The 18,680-nt window shown below is 68.6% G+C and carries 13 protein-coding genes; 11 read left to right on the top strand and 2 right to left on the bottom strand.

Annotated elements, in window-relative coordinates; translation table 11 throughout:
* Nucleotides 1-21: 21 nt before the first annotated feature.
* The 8 genes from ACI2LW_RS21970 to ACI2LW_RS21935 all read left to right on the top strand — a co-directional run bounded on the left by ACI2LW_RS21970 (nt 22) and on the right by ACI2LW_RS21935 (nt 10,982).
* Nucleotides 22-300, top strand: a complete 279-nt coding sequence (locus tag ACI2LW_RS21970; RefSeq protein ID WP_313748543.1) for a DUF3039 domain-containing protein — start codon at nt 22-24, stop codon at nt 298-300.
* A 540-nt stretch (nt 301-840) separates the two neighbouring features.
* Nucleotides 841-2,484, top strand: coding sequence for a beta-N-acetylhexosaminidase (locus tag ACI2LW_RS21965; RefSeq protein ID WP_404732899.1), 1,644 nt, complete (start codon nt 841-843; stop codon nt 2,482-2,484).
* 444 nt (nt 2,485-2,928) lie between these two features.
* Entirely contained in the window at nt 2,929-3,822 is an 894-nt protein-coding gene (locus ACI2LW_RS21960; protein ID WP_404732898.1) for an FAD binding domain-containing protein, read from the top strand.
* On the top strand, nt 3,819-5,786 hold the full coding sequence (locus tag ACI2LW_RS21955) for a 2Fe-2S iron-sulfur cluster-binding protein (RefSeq protein ID WP_404732897.1): 1,968 nt from the start codon (nt 3,819-3,821) through the stop codon (nt 5,784-5,786). The genes ACI2LW_RS21960 and ACI2LW_RS21955 overlap by 4 nt, the downstream gene beginning before the upstream one ends.
* Complete coding sequence (locus ACI2LW_RS21950) at nt 5,783-8,089, top strand: xanthine dehydrogenase family protein molybdopterin-binding subunit (RefSeq protein WP_404732896.1); 2,307 nt, start codon at nt 5,783-5,785, stop codon at nt 8,087-8,089. Before ACI2LW_RS21955 ends, ACI2LW_RS21950 begins: the two co-directional genes overlap by 4 nt.
* Nucleotides 8,090-8,173: 84 nt before the next feature.
* Entirely contained in the window at nt 8,174-8,788 is a 615-nt protein-coding gene (locus tag ACI2LW_RS21945) for an SUKH-4 family immunity protein (protein WP_404732895.1), read from the top strand.
* Between the two features lie 384 nt (nt 8,789-9,172).
* Nucleotides 9,173-9,658: a hypothetical protein gene (locus ACI2LW_RS21940; protein ID WP_404732894.1), complete on the top strand. Its 486-nt coding sequence runs from the start codon at nt 9,173-9,175 to the stop codon at nt 9,656-9,658.
* Nucleotides 9,659-9,809: 151 nt separating this feature from the next.
* Nucleotides 9,810-10,982, top strand: coding sequence for an HNH endonuclease (locus ACI2LW_RS21935; protein WP_404732893.1), 1,173 nt, complete (start codon nt 9,810-9,812; stop codon nt 10,980-10,982).
* Nucleotides 10,983-11,306: 324 nt separating this feature from the next.
* Here ACI2LW_RS21935 and ACI2LW_RS21930 read toward each other — a convergent pair whose 3' ends face one another.
* Nucleotides 11,307-14,054, bottom strand: a complete 2,748-nt coding sequence (locus ACI2LW_RS21930; protein ID WP_404732892.1) for an ATP-dependent RecD-like DNA helicase — start codon at nt 14,052-14,054, stop codon at nt 11,307-11,309.
* A gap of 578 nt (nt 14,055-14,632) precedes the next feature.
* Here ACI2LW_RS21930 and ACI2LW_RS21925 point away from each other — a divergent pair.
* The 3 genes from ACI2LW_RS21925 (at nt 14,633) to ACI2LW_RS21915 (ending at nt 17,120) form a co-directional block, all read left to right on the top strand.
* Nucleotides 14,633-15,628, top strand: a complete 996-nt coding sequence (locus tag ACI2LW_RS21925; RefSeq protein ID WP_404732891.1) for a DUF4365 domain-containing protein — start codon at nt 14,633-14,635, stop codon at nt 15,626-15,628.
* Nucleotides 15,629-15,768: 140 nt separating this feature from the next.
* Nucleotides 15,769-16,221 carry a GntR family transcriptional regulator gene (locus tag ACI2LW_RS21920; RefSeq protein ID WP_404732890.1) on the top strand — a complete coding sequence of 151 codons (453 nt, stop codon included), beginning with the start codon at nt 15,769-15,771 and terminating at the stop codon, nt 16,219-16,221.
* Nucleotides 16,218-17,120 (top strand): phosphotransferase enzyme family protein, encoded by a 903-nt coding sequence (locus tag ACI2LW_RS21915; RefSeq protein ID WP_404732889.1) that lies wholly within the window; start codon nt 16,218-16,220, stop codon nt 17,118-17,120. The genes ACI2LW_RS21920 and ACI2LW_RS21915 overlap by 4 nt, the downstream gene beginning before the upstream one ends.
* Here ACI2LW_RS21915 and ACI2LW_RS21910 read toward each other — a convergent pair.
* Complete coding sequence (locus ACI2LW_RS21910) at nt 17,117-18,499, bottom strand: hypothetical protein (RefSeq protein ID WP_404732888.1); 1,383 nt, start codon at nt 18,497-18,499, stop codon at nt 17,117-17,119. The two genes, ACI2LW_RS21915 and ACI2LW_RS21910, sit on opposite strands and share 4 nt — an antisense overlap.
* Between the last annotated feature and the right edge of the window lie 181 nt (nt 18,500-18,680).

Genomic DNA, 18,680 nt, shown 5'->3' with positions numbered 1-18,680 from the left:
GGCTTCAGTACCCTGGGGCATATGAGCACTCTCGAGCCCGAGCGCGGGACTGGTACGGGAACCCTCGTAGAGCCGACGCCGCAGGTGTCCCACGGCGACGGCGACCACGAGCGCTTCGCCCACTACGTCCAGAAGGACAAGATCATGGCGAGCGCCCTCGACGGGACGCCCGTCGTAGCGCTGTGCGGCAAGGTGTGGGTGCCGGGACGCGACCCGAAGAAGTACCCCGTGTGCCCGCTGTGCAAGGAGATCTACGAGTCCATGGGCAGCGGCGGCGAGGGCGGCGACGACAAGAAGTAGGCGATCGGGCGGCGCGTCGGCCCGTCGGCCGCCGGACGTGGGTGCGGGTGCGCGGGTGTGTGCCCGTGCGCGGGAGACGCCGACGGCGGCCCGTTCCGGCCGCCGGGGCCGCCAGCCGGTCCGCCGCGGGGCGAGCCGCCGGTCCGACGCCCGGGCGGTCGTGCACGGGGTCGGGGCACGTACGTCGGTCATGTATGTCGGTCATGTACGCCGGGCACGCACGTCAGGTACGCAGGAACCCACCCGTTCGGCCGCACGCCCAGCCGGTGACGGACACACCCGCCGCCCAGCCGGTGACGGACACACCCGCCGCCCAGCCGGTGACGGACACACCCGCCGCCGTACGACCTTCGAGCGCACCACCACTCACGAGGCCCCTGGGGGCGCCCGCGCCGTGACGCGGGCGCGCCCAGGGGCCTCGCGTGTCGGGGCGTACGCAGCATGTGCAACGCCCGTTGCGCTGTGTCGTGTGCGCCGCCGACCATGGCCCTGCGCCCCTCCCGGGGCCGCTCCTTTCCGCGAAGGCAGTGAAGGGCACACATGACCGACGTGATTCCGGCGCCGCGCGCCGTCGAGGGCCCGACGGGTCAAGGCCTCCGGCTGGACCGGGACACCACCCTGTGGGCCGCCCCGGGCACCGGCACCACCGAACGCTGGATCCGCGCCACGCTCGGCGCGGCGCTCGGCCTGCCGTTCCCGGCGGCGGCCGCCCCGGGCGCCCGCGACTGCGTACGGCTGACCCTGGACGACACGCTCGGGACGGAGGCGTACCGGCTGACCGTCACCGCCGGCCAGGGCGCCGAGATCCGCGGCGGCGACCCGGCCGGGGTCTTCTGGGGCGCGCAGACCCTGCGTCAGCTGCTCGGCCCGGAGGCCTTCCGCCGCGCCCCCGTACGGCCCGGCGCCGCCCACGTCGTTCCGGCCCAGGTCGTCGAGGACGCGCCCCGCTTCCGCTGGCGCGGTCTCCTGCTGGACGTGGCCCGGCACTTCACGCCGAAGGACGGCGTCCTGCGCCGCATCGACCAGATGGTGGCCCACAAACTCAACGTGCTCCACCTGCACCTGACGGACGACCAGGGCTGGCGGGTCGAGATCAAGCGGTACCCGAGGCTGACCGAGGTCGGCTCCTGGCGGGCACGCAGCAGAATCGGCCACGGGGCGTCCACCCTCTGGGAGGACAGACCGCACGGCGGTCACTACACCCAGGACGACATCCGGGAGATCGTCGCCTACGCCGCCGAGCGGCACGTCTCCGTGATCCCCGAGATCGACGTACCCGGCCATTCGCAGGCCGCCATCGCCGCGTACCCGGAACTCGGCAACACCGACGTCGTCGACACCTCCGCCCTCACGGTCTGGGACGACTGGGGCGTCAACCCGAACGTGCTCGCTCCCGGCGACGGCACCCTGCGCTTCTACGAGGGCGTCTTCGAGGAACTCCTCGAACTCTTCCCGCCGGACGCCGCCCCGTTCTCGGCGTTCGTGCACATCGGGGGCGACGAGTGCCCCAAGGACCAGTGGCGCGCCTCGCCCGCCGCGCAGGCCCGCATCAAGGAACTCGGGCTCGCCGGCGAGGACGGGCTCCAGGCGTGGTTCGTCGGCCACTTCGACACGTGGCTGACCGCGCGCGGGCGCAGGCTCATCGGCTGGGACGAGATCCTGGAGGGCGGCCTGGCCCCGGGCGCCGCGGTGTCGTCCTGGCGCGGCTACGCGGGCGGGATCGCCGCCGCGCGGGCCGGTCACGACGTCGTCATGTGCCCCGAGCAGCAGGTGTACTTGGACCACCGGCAGGCCCCGGGCGAGGACGAACCCGTACCGATCGGCTACGTGCGCACCCTGGAGGACGTCTACCGGTTCGAGCCGGTTCCGCCCGAGCTCGACCAGGCCGAGTCCCGCCATGTGCTGGGCACCCAGGCCAACGTGTGGACCGAGGTGATGGAGGACCAGGGGCGCGTCGACTACCAGACCTTCCCCAGGCTGGCCGCCTTCGCCGAGGTCGCCTGGAGCGCCCTGCCCGCCCCGGCGGAACGGGACTTCGCGGACTTCCAGCGCCGCATGGAGACCCACTACCGGCGCCTGGACGCGCTCGGCATCGGCTACCGTCCGCCCGCCGGACCGCACCCCTGGCAGCGGCGCCCCGGCGTTCCCGGCCGTCCCGTCGAGGGGAGACCGCCGCTGCGGTAGCGGGGGCGAGGCGGCAGCCGCGCGGCAGCGGTCCGGGCCGCGGCGGCCGCCGCGTCGCCCCGCCCCCTCGCCGCCGGTACGGCCACTCGGCCCGCCCTTCGCCTCCGCGTCGGCCGCTCGGGTCCGCGGCCCGCCGCCCGCCGCCCGCCGCCACGGCCCACCGGGCCCGGCCGAGCCCCGCCGGCCCGTCTGGCCGGCACCCCCTGGCTCGAACACACAGGTGAAGAAATCCGCAAGAGTCAGCGAAGAGTGGGAATTCCCCCGCATCGGTGATGCCGTGCCAAATCGGGCCATGTCCCCGATGAGGTGGGCGAATGCCTCCTAGCGGACCCCTGTCTTCGGGTGCTGGGAAGATGTGCCAGAGTTGCCACGTCCGCCCTGTCAGCACGTACCGTACGGCAGCACAGGTGGGACCAGTGGGGGCAGCGGGAAGGGGCAGCCGGTTTGACCACGCACGCACCGCAGGCGGCGCAGGCCGTCACGCTGCCCACGACACTGGACGAGGCCGTGGCGGCGCTCGGCGCCATGCCCGCCGCCGTCCCCGTGGCCGGCGGCACCGACCTCATGGCCGCCGTGAACTCCGGGCAGCTCAGGCCCGCCGCGCTGGTCGGCCTCGGCCGGATCAGCGAGATCCGCGGCTGGCAGTACCAGGACGGCCACGCGCTGCTCGGCGCCGGCCTGACCCACGCCCGCATGGGGCGCCCCGACTTCGCCGCGCTGATCCCGGCGCTGGCCGCCGCCTCGCGCGCCGCGGGCCCCCCGCACATCCGCAACGCCGGCACCCTGGGCGGCAACATCGCCTCGGCCGCCCCCACCGGGGACGCGCTGCCGGTGCTGGCCGCCCTGGAGGCGACCCTGATCATCGCGGGCCCGGGCGGTGGCCGCCGGGAGATCCCGGTGTCGCATCTGCTGGCCGGCGTGGACATGCTGCGCGCGGGCGAGCTCATCGGCTTCGTACGGGTGCCGTTGCTGCACGCGCCGCAGGTCTTCCTGAAGGCCACCGGCCGCACCGGACCGGGCCGCGCGATCGCCTCCGTGGCGGTCGTCCTCGACCCGGCCCGGCGCGGGGTGCGCTGCGCGGTCGGCGCCATAGCGCCGATGCCGCTCAGGCCGCTGGACGCCGAGCAGTGGGTGGGCCGGCTGATCGACTGGGACAACGGCCGGGCGGTCGTGCCCGAGGCGCTGAGCGCCTTCGGCGAGTACGTCGCCGCGGCCTGCATCCCCGATCCGGCGCCCGCCGAGGACGGCTCCGTTCCGGCGCTTCCGCCCGCCGTACTGCACCTGCGGCGCACCGTCGCCGCGCTGGCCCGACGAGCACTGGGGAGGGCACTGTCGTGACCGACGACCAGCACGGTGAGGGCGCGCCCGGAAGCGGCGGCCGCTGGGACCCGCTGCCGCAGGGCGACTACGACGACGGCGCGACCGCCTTCGTGAAGCTCCCCGAGGGCGGCATCGACGCCCTCCTGGCCGCGCCCGGGCACGGATACGTGCCCCCGCAGATAACGGTGACGTCCGCCTCGCCCGCGGCGACCGACCCGGCGGCGACCGGCGGCTGGGCCGCCCCCGGCGCGCCCGCCGGGGGCACCCAGTGGCCGGACCCCAACGCCGCGCCCCAGGACGCGGGCGCGGACGCCGACGACCGGTTCACCTACCGGCCGGGGGCCACCCAGCAGTGGACCTTCGACGACACGCAGGCGGGACAGCCGCACGCCGAGGGGCACGGCGACGCGGCCCGGCCCGCACCCGGACACGATGTGACCGGGCAGTGGTCGATTCCCGTCGCGGGGGGCGACCTTCCGGACGAGTCCGGCGAGTTCACCACCTCGTCCCTGGTCCAGCAGTGGGGCGGCACCCCGCCGGCCACCCTCCCCGGTGGCGCGCCCGCCCCGTGGGCGACGGAGCCCGCCGAGCCGGCGGACCCCGCGGGCCACCCCTGGGGCCGGCACCAGGACCAGCACCAGGACCAGCACCAGGACCAGGACCACCGGCAGCGCGGCGGCGCGGACGGGGAGCGGGCGGGCGACGCCGACCGCGCCCACGGGCCGTCAGGGCCCGGCGGGCGGCCGGAGACGGGCCCCGGGGCGCACCCCGGCGGACACGCGCCGGAGCACGCGCCCGCGCGGCCGACGGCGTACACGCCGGGGCACGACGAGCACCCCGGGCACGGCGAACGCCCCGCGCACGACGAGCACCGCGCGCACGACCGGCACCCCGGCCACTACGCCCCAGCCGGCCACGGCGCGGACCCCGTCGGCCACGGCGCGGACCCCGCGCCGCGGACGGCGCCGGACCCGCGGGCCGCCCGGGCCTCCTCCGCCCCCGGCGGCACCCCGGACGACACCCCTGACGTCACCCGGGACGGCGCACCACAGGGTGGAGACCGCACGTCCCCGTCCAGCCCCTCGTCCCCGGTCCCGGCCGCCACGGAGGCCGCGGCGCAGTCCGGCGCGGCCGCCGGCGCAGGCACCGGCGCGGACAGCGGCGCGCAGACGGGCGCCGGGACCGGCGAGGAGCCCCCCGAGGGGGCCACCGAGCCCCCCGCACGGCCCGCCGCCTCCGGGGCTCCCGAAACCCCCGAGGACGGCGCACACGCGCCCGGGACCGCACGGGAGCCCGCCGCGGACACGGCGCCGGACGCGCCCGACGCGCCGGACGCCGCCCCCGCGCCCCCGCAGGACGAGCACCCCCTCGCCTCGTACGTGCTGCGCGTCAACGGCGCCGACCGGCCCGTCACCGACGCCTGGATCGGCGAGTCGCTGCTGTACGTGCTGCGCGAGCGGCTCGGGCTCGCGGGCGCCAAGGACGGCTGCTCGCAGGGCGAGTGCGGCGCCTGCAACGTCCAGGTCGACGGCCGCCTCGTCGCCTCCTGCCTGGTGCCCGCGGTCACCACCGCGGGCAGCGAGGTCCGCACCGTCGAGGGCCTGGCCGCCGACGGGCAGCCCTCCGACGTGCAGCGGGCGCTCGCCCGGTGCGGCGCGGTGCAGTGCGGCTTCTGCGTGCCCGGCATGGCGATGACCCTGCACGACCTGCTGGAGGGCAACCCGGCCCCCACCGAACTGGAGACCCGCCAGGCCTTGTGCGGCAACCTGTGCCGCTGCTCCGGCTACCGGGGCGTCCTGGAGGCGGTGAAGGAGGTCGTGGCCGAGCGCGAGGCGCACGCCGCGGGCGAGGGCACCGAGCCGGACGCCGACGAGCCCCGGATCCCGCACCAGGCGGGCCCGGGCGCCGGCGGGATCCACCCCTCGGCGTTCGACTCCCCGGCACCGCACGACCCCTACGGCCAGGACGGAGGCCAGGCGTGAGCAACGAAGCCGCCACCGCTGCCGCCACGGAGGCGTCCGCCGCCCCCGAGCCGCTGCCGCACGGCATCGGCTCCCCGCTGCCGGCCGCCGACGCCCGCGCCAAGACGGAGGGCACCTTCCCGTACGCGGCCGACCTGTGGGCCGAGGGCCTGCTGTGGGCGGCCGTACTGCGCTCGCCGCACCCGCACGCGCGCATCGTGTCCATCGACACCACCCACGCGCGCGAGATGCCGGGCGTACGGGCCGTCGTCACCCACGAGGACGTCCCCGGCAGCCCCGTGTACGGGCGCGGCACCGCCGACCGCCCCGTGTTCGCCTCCGAGGTCGTACGGCACCACGGCGAGCCCATCGCCGCCGTCGCCGCCGACCACCCGGACACCGCGCGGATGGCCGCCGCGGCCGTCATCGTCGAGTACGAGGTGCTCGACCCCGTCACCGACCCCGAACAGGCCTTCGAGGCCGAGCCGCTGCACCCCGACGGCAACCTGATCCGGCACATCCCGCTGCGGCACGGCGACCCGGACGCGGCCGGCGAGGTGATCGTCGAGGGCCTGTACCGCATCGGCCGCCAGGACCCCGCGCCCATCGGCGCCGAGGCGGGCCTCGCCGTGCCCCGCCCCGACGGCGGCGTCGAGCTGTACCTCGCCTCCACCGACCCGCACGCCGACCGCGACACCCTCGCCGCCTGCTACGGCCTCGAGCCCGAGCGCGTGAAGATCGTCGTCACCGGTGTCCCGGGCGCCACGGCCGACCGCGAGGACCGCGGCTTCCAGCTCCCGCTCGGCCTGCTGGCGCTGCGCACCGGCTGCCCGGTGAAGCTGACGGTCACCCGAGAGGAGTCCTTCCTCGGCCACGCCCACCGCCACCCCACCCTGCTGCGCTACCGCCACCACGCGGACGCCGAGGGCCGGCTGGTCAAGGTCGAGGCGCAGATCCTGCTCGACGCCGGCGCCTACGCCGACACCTCCTCCGACGCGCTGGCCGCCGCCGTGGCCTTCGCCTGCGGCCCGTACGTCGTGCCCAACGCCTTCATCGAGGGCTGGGCGGTGCGCACCAACAACCCGCCCTCCGGCCATGTGCGCGGCGAGGGCGCCATGCAGGTGTGCGCCGCCTACGAGGCGCAGATGGACAAGCTCGCCAAGAAGCTCGGCCTCGACCCGGCGGAACTGCGCCTGCGCAACGTGATGGCCACCGGCGACGTGCTGCCCACCGGCCAGACGGTGACCTGCCCGGCCCCGGTCGCCGAGCTGCTCCAGGCGGTGCAGGACCACCCGCTGCCGCCGCTGCCCAAGGACACCCCCGAGGACGAGTGGCTGCTGCCCGGCGGCCCCGAGGGCGCGGGCGAGCCCGGCGCGGTGCGCCGGGGCGTGGGCTACGGCCTGGGCATGGTGCACATGCTCGGCGCGGAGGGCGCCGACGAGGTGTCCACGGCCACCGTGAAGGTGCAGGGCGGTGTGGCGACGGTGCTGTGCGCGGCCGTCGAGACGGGGCAGGGCTTCGCCACCCTGGCCCGGCAGATCGTCCAGGAGACCCTCGGCGTCGACGAGGTGCACGTCGCCCCGGTCGACACCGACCAGCCCCCGGCCGGCGCGGGCTGCCGCGGCCGGCACACCTGGGTCTCGGGCGGCGCGGTGGAGCGGGCCGCCAAGATGGTCCGCACCCAGCTGCTGCAGCCCCTGGCGCACAAGTTCGGCATGTCCACCGAGCTGCTCCAGATCACCGACGGCAAGATCACCTCGTACGACGGGGTGCTGTCCACGACCGTGACCGAGGCGCTGGACGGCAAGGAGCTGTGGGCGACCGCCCAGTGCCGCCCGCACCCCACGGAGCCGCTGGACGCGACCGGCCAGGGCGACGCCTTCGTCGGCCTCGCCTTCTGCGCGATCCGCGCGGTGGTCGACGTCGACATCGAGCTGGGCTCGGTACGCGTGGTCGAACTGGCGGTGGCCCAGGACGTCGGCCGGGTGCTCAACCCGGCACAGCTCACCGCCCGCATCGAGGCGGGCGTCACCCAGGGCGTGGGCATCGCCCTCACCGAGAACCTGCGCACCCCGCGCGGCCTGATCCGCCACCCCGACCTGACGGGCTACGCCCTGCCGACGGCCCTGGACGCGCCCGACATCCGGATCGTCCGGCTGGTCGAGGAGCGGGACGTGGTCGCCCCGTTCGGCGCCAAGGCGGTCAGCGCGGTCCCCGTGGTCGCCTCGCCGGCCGCGATCGCCTCGGCGGTCCGGGCCGCCACCGGCCGCCCGGTCAACCGGCTGCCGATCCGCCCGCAGGCCGCGGTGGTCACCGGCCAGTGAGCCGGCGCCCCCGGGCGTGCACGCGGGCCGGGGGCGTTGTCAGTGGTGCCGCGTAGTGTTCCGGTCGGTGGGGACGACGGCGTCATGGACACACACGGGGGCGAGATGAGCACGACCTGCACGACCACGGCGGTGATCACCCGGCGCGAGGGCGACGGCGAGGGCGGGGACCGCCCCGTCCGGTTCGCGCCCTACCCGGGCCGCCCGGGACGGTCGGGCCTGGCCCTGGACCTGCCCGGGCGGATGCTGGAGGAGGAGTTCGGCCGGGGTCGCGTCGCCCGCTTCGAGGACGTCGACTTCCCCGCCGCGCTCACCCACGGGCCGACCCGCCGCTTCCTGCGCGACACCGGCCTGCCCGACGACGGCCGCCTGTTCCAGCTGGACACCGACATGCCCCTGCCCACCGTCGCCGAGTACTACGCCGACGAGCGGCCCGGCACCCTCCCGCCCGCCGCCCTGCCGGCCCACGCCCACCACTGGATACGCCTGGGCCGCCTGGCCTCAGGCAGCACCCCGCTGCTCGACGGCGCCACGGGCAGGATCTGGAACTGGAACGAGCAGGAGGCCACCCTCCACCCTCTGGACGAGGACATCTCCACCCTCGCCCACACCCTCGTCCTGCTCCACCGCACGATGCCCGTCATGTCCGTCATGCCAGTCATGCCCGTCATACGGCAGCGCCCACCAGAGCGGACGTGAAGGCCGCCCTCGGACGGCTTCCGCAGCCGCCTCGAAGGCCGGTTCCCGAGGACGGAGCCGCCGCGTCCCCGGCCGGAAGGGCGGCACCCTTCCGGGGGGTGCCGCCCTGCCTTCCGCCTGGCCGGCGGATGGAGGCCGTGGCGGGAATCGAACCCGCGTAACTCGCTTTGCAGGTTCGTCAGTCCTGGTCAGGGGCCGATCCGGACGCGTTCGAGGGCGTTCAATCCCGTACGGATGCCGCGATCACTGGGGTTGAGTGAACGGGTCCGGACGGTCGCGTACGGCGATGAACGAGACGGAAACTGAGACGGCCAATGCTTTCTCCCTGTTGAGCAGTTACGGCACGGTGACGCCTCTGTGAAACAAGGTGGATACAGTGCGTGAATGGCACTCATCAACCCAGACGTGGCGCCGACCGTGGCCGCTGCGTCCCTCACGGTGGCGATCATCTCGCTTGCCCTGGCGTTCTACTCATTTCGGGCCGGCGGGCCGAAGGTCAGCGCGCAGTGCTACATAGCGGAGGAACCCAGTGGCGAGTACTTCCTCCGCCTCGTCATGTCAAACCGCGGGCGGACAGCTACGACCATCGACGTGGGGCAACTCGACGTCAGTTGGCAGTACGACTACAACCCTGCGAAGGACACTCATCGCACCCTGTGGCCGGTGTTTCCCGAGACCTTCCCGTACCGGCTGGAAGGACATACACCGGTCCAGTGGTCATGTCCCGCAACAGAACTGATGAAAACAGCCATCAACATGGCCCCCAACACGTGGCGACTTCACGTCAAGATCGGCCACCGTACACGCAAGGTGCGCGTCTCGAAGAGGATCGCTCATGTAACGAAGGACGGAATCGAGCCTCTTCGCTAGCCGCGGGCGTGTAGCCGCGCGGAGGGCGGCCGCTTTGCCCCAGGCAGGGGGTGTACGCCTCGCCTGGACGAGAGAACGGTGATACGGGAGAGGTCGTTGTCAGTGCCGTTGCGTACGCTCTGGCCAACGCCAACCACACAGGGGGTACAGGTTGAAGATTCAGGACCTTACGGATGCCGGAGCCGTTGAGAAGGCCCTTGCCGAGTTCGACGACCGCGGCGGGCTCGCGTTCCGCAAGCGGTACGAGTTCGGCCCTTCCGCTCGGTACTACCTCAGCCATGCCGGCCGCCTGTACGACGCTAAGGCCATCGCCGGCGTGGCGTACGGCTACCAGCACCCTGCCACCGGAGCGCTCAACAACAAGCAGTTCGACGGCGGCGAGGCGGCAACGAACAAGGTTCTTCGCCGGCTCGGATTTACCATCGTTGACAATCAGTCCAAGACCGTGGACGAGGAGCGCAGTTGGCGACTCCTGGTGTGGGCGGACCTCACTAATCGCCGGAACGAGGATGGCCTCGTCACTCCGGACGCCGTACGTTCTGTCGGAGCGTACGGCAGCTTCCGCGGCATCTGGGTTGACTCCGCTCGCACGAAGAAGGTCCATCCCGCCGGCGTCGCCGTTGGCCTCAAGCACACCGGGCAGCACTACCCGGACGAATTCAGCGACACGGGCGCGCTCTACCACTACCCCATCACCAGACGCCCCGGACAGGACCTCTCCGAGGTGAACGCCACCAAGGCCGCCGCCGAACTCAAGCTCCCTGTCTTCGTCATCAACGAGGTTGGCGACTACCGTGGTGTACGGCTGGCTTGGGTCGAGGGGTGGGAAGACGAAAGTCACCTGTTCCTCGTCAGGTTCGGCGAGGCTCCGCCCGAGCGCATTATCGACCGGGACCGATCCGACGAAGAGCCGTTCTCGCTGGAGGGCAACCGCAGCCGGAAGCGGCGAGGCTCGGTGACGGTACGCCCGGATCAAGCGCGTTTCAAGATCGAAGTATTCCGCCGGTACGGCCCTTACTGCCCGTTGTCGGGCATCGCTGTTCCCGAGATGATCGAGGCGGCTCACCTGCGCGGGGACGCCGACGGCGGAAGCTCGGACGCCAGGAACGGCCTACCCATGAACGCGGCCCTACACCGTGCCTTCGACGCCCACCTGTTCGCGATCAACCCGGACACGCTGACCGCGGAAGTGCGGCCGGATGGGCCGACGCTGGACGAGCTCGGGATCGTCAAGCCGACGCTCAATCTCCCTCGCCTTCCACACCGCGACGCTCTGGCGTGGCGGTACGCCGAGTGGTTGAAGCGCATCAACACCGGCACCTGACCCGACAGCAAAGACGTGCCTAAGCCCTCGGCCGCCGAAGCGTCCGGGGAATCAGGAGGCTCCGAGAGTGAGCCGCGTGTGAGGCGTCCCAACACGCTTTCCATCTGTCCGCGTGGGCGTTCAGGGGCGTCCATACGAGTTCGGAGGCCAGGTCAGACGGGGAGCGCGTACGACGATGAACGGCGGCGATTGTCGGCGCACTGGACAAAGACCACGACAACGAGCGGCTCAGAGTCAGTAGACCGATGAGGCACCTCCGACCTACACCTTTCGTGTCGACTGGGAGGTGCCACTAGGCGCCGCAGTTGCTATCGCTGCCGGCGTCTACGGCAGCTGGCGCGTCTTCTGGCGCTTCGGTCGCTTCTCCACAGGGACCAAACCTCGGCGGATCTTCATCAGATGCTCGTCTTTCGTGTTCTCGCCCACTGCGAGACGGCTCAGGATTCGATGCTGCGTTTCCGGAGTCCAGAACACTTCGAGACGCTTCCGAGCGCGCGTGATCGCGGTGTAGAAAATACTGTGGGAGATACTCTCCTCGTTGGCATCCGTGATGACAACCTTCACTGACTCGTACTCAACACCCTGTGCCTTGTGGATCGATACGGCGTAAGCGATCTGAAACGGCACAATGGTGGTGACGGAGTCGTCGTCATCGTCGCTGTTGCCGCGCTCGAATACGTCGAACTGGACAGTCGAGCCTTCCACCCAGCGCAGACCTGTGAAGAGCACATCGTCTGCAGTGACATCCCGTTCGAGATTCACATCGAAAGTGATACGGCCGGGCACGCGATCGATCTTGACGATCTTTCCCTTCAGGTTGTTGAAGATGACTGGGCTGAACCGATCAGACTCGTTGAAAAGTACCGGATCTCCGACCTTGTAGGTGGACTCGCTCCAGGTCACAGCTGGATTCGGGTTGCTTGCCTGCAGGAACCGGTTAATGTTGTTGATGCCATACAGGCCGTCATAGTTAAGGCAGAGCACGATCTCGTCGTCGCTTCGAGGCTGAAAGAGTGAGTCTCCCAGAACCGTCGAGTAGCCATTCTTGGAGAGCGACTCCTCGATGTGGTCGTCCAAGTTTCGCACCCTGCTCCACAGCGTGAGAAGGCCCTGGTCGGTCGTTCTGAAGGGCTCTGTGAGTTCGAATACAGACTCGCTCGGGATGTACGACCGGATGATGCTGAACCAGTTGCCAAACTCGATCGACTCGATCTGGTATACGTCGCCAACAAGCACGAGCAGATCGAAGGATGTCTTCTCAAGTAAATCGAGCAGGCTTGCGTTGCTCACGGTGCTGCACTCGTCAATTACCAATACGTCGTACGTTGCTCCGAACGACGTACCGTTACGCACGTGCTTGCTGATCGTGCTGAATTCGGAGTTCGGCGCCTGGACTCGCCTTTTCAGGTTGTCGACGGCCGGATTGGTGTGCGCCAAAAAGAGCTTCCGCGCGCCCTCGAAGTAGTTCGCGATGTGATTCACCATCGTCGATTTTCCCGTACCGGCCGCGCCGTAGATGAGGGCGACCTTCGAGTGCTCGAACAACTTTGTCAGAGCCTCAGCCTTCAAAGGGTCATCGATAATACCCGGGTTCACGTCAAGCCATGCCTGCACGTCGCTGCTGTGTTGGGGGACGCCACTAGCAGAAATTTCCCGGAGTTTGTTGATGATCGAGACCGTGTCGTCCTCGTACCCGACGATGAACACATGCCCATTTGCTTGAGCCAGCTTCCTTCGCGCGTGCCGTTCTGTGGGTGGAAGCATGCGGTTGTGGCGCGCGATCAGCTCGTCGAGGTCACCGAGGTCCTCCAGCTCAGCTGCAGGCGTATAGATCACACCGTGCTGCTCGACATTGCTCCTGACTCGTCTAGCCAGCAGTTCGTGAGGCCGAGTCCTTGCGTCCAGACTCTCGGCAAGGTCCCCAAAGCGCGGGTTATGTCCGCGTGGTGATGTGCAGAACGGCATCGTGTCGAAGGGCTTGCAACCCCAAGATACGCGCAGCCCGGAGAGTGCAGAACACTGGTCGACATCGAACTGCGCCTTGAGAACGCGGTTGTTCATCCGCAGCATGAGGTATCGCAACAGGCGAGAACCTGGCCGGTTGTTGCGGATGAGTGACCGCGCGCGGTCAAGGACAGGAAAGATAACCTCATCTCGTTGAGTGCCGACTAGTGCCCAGGAGCGGAGTGAGGCGTAAGCAGCGTCGGTCATATCCATGAGATCAAGCAGACTTGATCGGGTTGTTGTGAGATACCTCATCAGGTTGCGGTACTCGGAATGCGACCCACGAACCTTTCCGTGCGAGGCGTCGAAGAGGCGCGCGAAGTTATCGAACTCACATGGTCGGATTGACACCTCCCATGAGCGGATCAGCGTGATCGGCATTTTCTTTCCGAATACATCGATCGTGTCGCTCGCCAGCTCCAGACTGGCCGCGTACTTGTCGGTGACGTCTATGTCGGTGAACCCAATAATGCGATCGAACTTGCTCGTTCGGTCGTGGGCAAGATGAAAAGTTACCTCGTAGTAGATGCGGCCGGCGATGAAGAATGGTCGCGAGCTGTGAATGTAGTATCGCTCGCGACGTGGACTTGAGGACAGCCTCGTCTTTTCCTGCTCGATGCAAGCAGCAATCTTCTCGTAGTACTCCCGCAATGAGGGGTCGAGGTCGATCGGGAATTGTTCGATGTTGGTCAGGATCGTTATTCCGAGCTGATTCTTTGCGAGGTCGCGGGTGCGGAGTAGGTACTCGTAGTACTTCAGCATCAATCGCTCGGACGGGTCGCGATCCAGCGTGTAGTGCGAGACGCTGGCCTGAAGTAGGCCATGGAATCTACTCAGGATCCTGAATTTGGCGAGCGCCTTAACAGCATCCAGAGCTGGCCCGACCTGGTTGTAGTGAAACTCAGTCGAGCGATCATTAAGGTGCGCCCAGACAGTAAGCCCCTCGACAAGATTTCGGAGCTGGCCCAGCACGTTCTGCGAGAGGAAGCCTCGGTCGCCTACTGGGTTGGCAAGGTTCCGGCAGATGACGTCGTCGGCGCTCTTCACTTGCTGTTCTACTGTTGCCATTGCTCCCGCTCCACTTCCCCGAAGGACTGCGCGTCACCTTCGATATCGAGGCACGAAGTCCTAGCCGCCCCGCCCCGAGCCTTGCTGAAGTGCACCGGAGGGTATCCGCGTAGGTGTTCGTCCTGCTGCCGAACATCGGACGCCGCCCCGACACCACCAGACGACAATAGAACCACTCAAGAGCCCACGAACGCCCCTCTTTTCAAAACCTGCCCTGCTTGCCCCACCGGCTCCTGACCGACCTGTACGTTCCCGAGACCGGAGGCGGCTCGCGCCACCCTGGCCGCCCACGCTTCGCGAAGCCTAGGTCCCTGCGGCCACGCCGACAGTCGTCCCAAGGAAACCTGCCGCCGAGGGTGTGCGGGGGCGTCCGGGGGCGTTCGCCAGGGTTCAACGGGCGGGACAGGCGGGGTAGGCGTCCGGCGGTGAACGGTGACGGCCGTCGGTGCACTGGACAAAGAGCAGGACAACGAGCGACATGTAACCGACTCGGTCAGTGAGCGGCCGGGCGGTTGCGACCTACCCAGGTTGTCAGTGCCTGCCGCTATTCTGACGAACACTGACTTCAGGGGGGCTGGGTGTCAACTGTTCGTGCCAGTCGCAAGATTGAGAGGGCGGGCGTCAACGCCCTGCGTTCACTCCTTGAGGAGCACGACCACATCGTCCAGGAGATCGATGGAGGGAATGATCACGGCGAGGACATGATCGTCAACTTCACCCGCGCTGGCAAGAGAACGCCGTACTGGATCGCCATTCAGGTGAAGAGCGGCAAGAAGTACAAGCGGGCCCACGGGTATGCGATTCCTGTCGAGGACCACTTCGAAGATTGGCGGCAGAGTCGCATCCCAATTCTTGGTGTCGTTTACGACATGAAGAAGAGAGAATTATTCTGGGTGAACCTCACTGAACAGTTGAGGTCTGTAGATGGAAGTCCCGGATGGGTTCAAGTAGCAAGTGCCTCTCCGCTCAACTCCGAGACAATCGAGGACTTCTCTGCGGAAGTAGCTACTTACGCTGGCGACGAGAGAATGCGTATCCGTGCGGCGACTGAAGAAGGAGCGCTGGCCGAAGCGGTTCGTGCTCGACAGGGGCTGGACCCTTTAACTGCGCCCAACCCCTTGTACGAGGGTCTAGCGGACTTGGCGCTTCGATATGAGGAACGCCTTAAAGTCATTCGCAGGAATCTAATTAGGTCCCTACCGTTGCAGATCGTGATCGTGCTCATGTTGTGGGCATGGCCGTATCAAATCCGCTTCGTTGAGGGTTCCTCGGACATGAGTCCTGTGCTGTGGGTTTCCAACCTCTACGTATTCATGTTCATGATGGCTCTGACCGTATTCTTTGAGTTCAGGGCTGGTCGATCCCCCATCGAAACCGGAAAGTGGCTGTGGTTGATCGCTGTCAACTTTTTCTGGCTTCCTGTGATGGATCCTGACGGAGACCGCGGTTGGTGGGGAACGTTTTGGATCTGGGCTGGAGTGCTTGTTCCTTCCCTTGGTGAGAAACTGCTACTCATCACGTTCATTGGATTCGCAATAGACCGAAAAAGAAAGCGACGCGAAGCAGGCATCTGACACCTGTGGCCGGAGCAGCGGGATAGCGGAGGTCTGAATTCGGGGTGCATGGGGTCGCGTGTGGCCTCGACGTGGGAAGCTGGAGTCGAAGCGAGGTCACCGGAAGGCGCAGGCATGCTCGACAGAGAAGGGGAGGCCACGTGCCGCAGGGCAGTCCGCGAGGTACGTACCGGGAGGTCTCGGAATCTCTCCGCGAGAAGATCAGGGACGGAAAGATCACCGAGGCGCTCCCGTCTCAGTCGGCACTCGTGAGCGAGTACGGCGTGAGTCGCAGCACCATCGAGCGGGCGCTTGCCGCGCTCAAGGCCGAGGGACTGATCGAGTCGGTGCAAGGCGCCGGATGGTTCGTGGCGGGGACCGGCGACCGCCGGCCGTTGGTCGAGCGGGTGACCGACCTGTTGCGCGGCGAGGGGGTGAAGGTCGGCGACCGCTTCCCCACCGAGAAGGAGCTGTGCGAGCGGTTCGGCGCGTCTCGGACCGCCGTGCGCTCCGCCATCGCGCAGATGGAAGGTCAAGGGCTGATCGGCAAGGGGGCAGGGCGTGGGCGGGAAGTCCTCACCCTGCCGACCGGACGGGAGACGCAGACGGCATGACGACGACGGAGCGCACGGAGTTCGACGCGGACGCGGCAGAGGCCATCCTGCGCCGGGCATGCGCGGTCGCCGACCTGGACCCGGACGGCATCGAGATCCTTCGGCTAGGCGACCATGCCGTGTTCCGTATCGACGGCGGCCGGATCATCTCGCGGGTGGGGCGGGGTGCCGACCGCCTTGCCTCGGTGCGGCGAGAAGTGGCCGTGGCCCGGTGGCTCGCGGACAGGGGGTACCCAGCCGCGCGTCTCGTCACGGACGCCGAACAGCCGATCGTGATCGAAGACCACCCCGTCACCTTCTGGGAAGGGCTCGCCGACGGCGACACGTACGCGAGTACGGCAGAAATGGGCGTGCTACTGCGGCGGCTCCACGAACTGGAGTCGCCGCCTTTTCCACTGCCGCGACTCCAGCCGTTCGAAAAGGTCGCGAGCCGATTGGAGCGTGCCGCCATTCAGGAGAGTACCCGTGCATTCCTTCGCTCGATGGCGAGGGATTTGGAGGCAGAGTATGGGCGCCTCAAATTCTCGCTTCCATCGGGGCATCTGCACGGTGACTTCAACGTGGGTAACGTCCTGCGCGACGCGGCAGGCGATCCGCGCGTAATTGACCTGGATGGATTCGCCACGGGTCCCCGCGAGTGGGACCTGATGCAAACAGCCATGTACTACGACAGCTTTGGGTGGCATACGGAAGCGGAGTATGCGAATTTCGTGGCTGGCTACGGTTTCGACGTGCGTGAATGGGACGGATACGCCGTACTGCGGAGTGTGCGAGAACTTCTGATGGTTACGTGGCTCTCGCAGAACGCTGGCGCGAACCCTCGGGCCGCTGACGAGGTTGAGAAGCGGGTGGCGAGTCTCCGGTCAGGAGGATCTCGCCGAGACTGGGCGCCCTTCTAGGGCGTCAAGCCGCATTGCTGCCACAGGCGGAAGGTACGTGCTTCTTCCATGAAGGTGCGGAATTCGACAGCGCCTCGCATCGTGGGCGAAACGCGTTCGCAGAATTCTCGAACGTACTGAACGCAGCGCGCAGACTTCAACCCCTCGCCGAGTTGTAGCGCCTTCTTGGCGATTTCGCAGCCGCGTCCAATTTCGCCTTGGTTGATATAGGCTTCGGCCTGCACCATCGTCGCGAAGAAGTCGCTCCGATTGTTTAGGCCGTCGCCGAAGATCGACCCCGCGCCCCGTTCTGCCGCTTCTGCGGACCGGCCCAAATCTCGGAAGCAATGGCCGATCTCGGCTGCAAGTTCCACTTCATCGAAATACGCGATGTACGGCGGATCGCTGTCCGGGGTCCGCTGACTGAGCTTGTGCTCTGCCTCTACCAAGGCGAGGTCGCATCCTCGTTCGTCGCCGAGACGGGCCAAGGCCCGCGCCTCCATGGCGTGGAACTGCGCGGACATTGTGGGACCCAGCACGCCGGCCGGTCCTGTGTAGGCGGCCCGAGCCAGGGTGGCCGCGTCCTGATAGCGCCCGAGGAACGTGGCCTGGTGGCTCATCGCGGAAAGGATGCTGCCGCCAAGAAGCCGGTCCCCTGCCGCTTGCGTCATGCGCAGTGCCTGGATGAAGTACCGCTGAGCGATGCCGTGAAGGCCGCTGTCGTATGACATCCACCCGGCGAGCAAGAGCGCTTCCGCCACGGCCGAGTAGAGCTGTTTGCCCACGGCGTCGGAGTACTTGCCGTCCAGCATCGGCCGGACGTCCGTGTGCAGGTACTGGATCAGCGCGCGCCGGGCGTGGCCACCGCCGAACTTGCCATCGAGCATGCTGAACGCGTCGGCAGTGGAGCGGATCATCTCTACGTCCACCGTGCCAATCGCGCGGTTGCCCGCGCGCGTCAGCTCCCCGTCCGGCGGGGCGACGATCCAGCGCAGGGAAGCCGTGTTCCAGGCGGCCGAGTCCGGCTGTGCTCTGACCAGTACCTCAACCTCGGCAAGGTCGGCACGCCAGAGGTCAGCGACGGTCTTGACTGTCGCCTCGGGCCTGTCCACGAACTCAAGTCCGAGGTCAGGCTGTACGGAGGACACTGCCGCGTCGCCCATGCCGATGTCGTCCAGGGTGAGCCGGCGCCCAACCTTCTGTCCGATGGCATCCGCGATGAACTGCGGCATGTTCCCACGCGGGATCGCCCCCTTGAGCCACCGCGAGACGTACGTGTGATCGCAGGTGATGTCTTCACCCGACCGAGCGGCAGCGGCGACCACCGCGCGAGCAAGGGACTTGTGCGAGAAGTCGCCTTCCTGCATGAGCGCGGCCAGTCTGGCGTTCCGGTCTGCCATGGGACCCCCAGAGTGCGGCCGTAGTACCAGCTTGACTCATCGTCACTCTACGCAGGTCAGCCCCGGGGTGCAGAGGGTTCGCACCTAGGAGTGCACGAGTGCACCCCCCAGTACTCGCTCCCGAACCGGGCCCCGGATGGGGACAGTTGAATCACCACCGCACGGGACAGGTCGGCGGGTC

This window comes from Streptomyces sp. NPDC004065, assembly GCF_044903565.1.
In the GTDB taxonomy this organism is placed as follows: Bacteria; Actinomycetota; Actinomycetes; order Streptomycetales; family Streptomycetaceae; genus Streptomyces.
The sequence above is the reverse complement of the archived record's forward strand: the minus strand, read 5'-3'. Positions and strand labels throughout refer to the sequence as shown.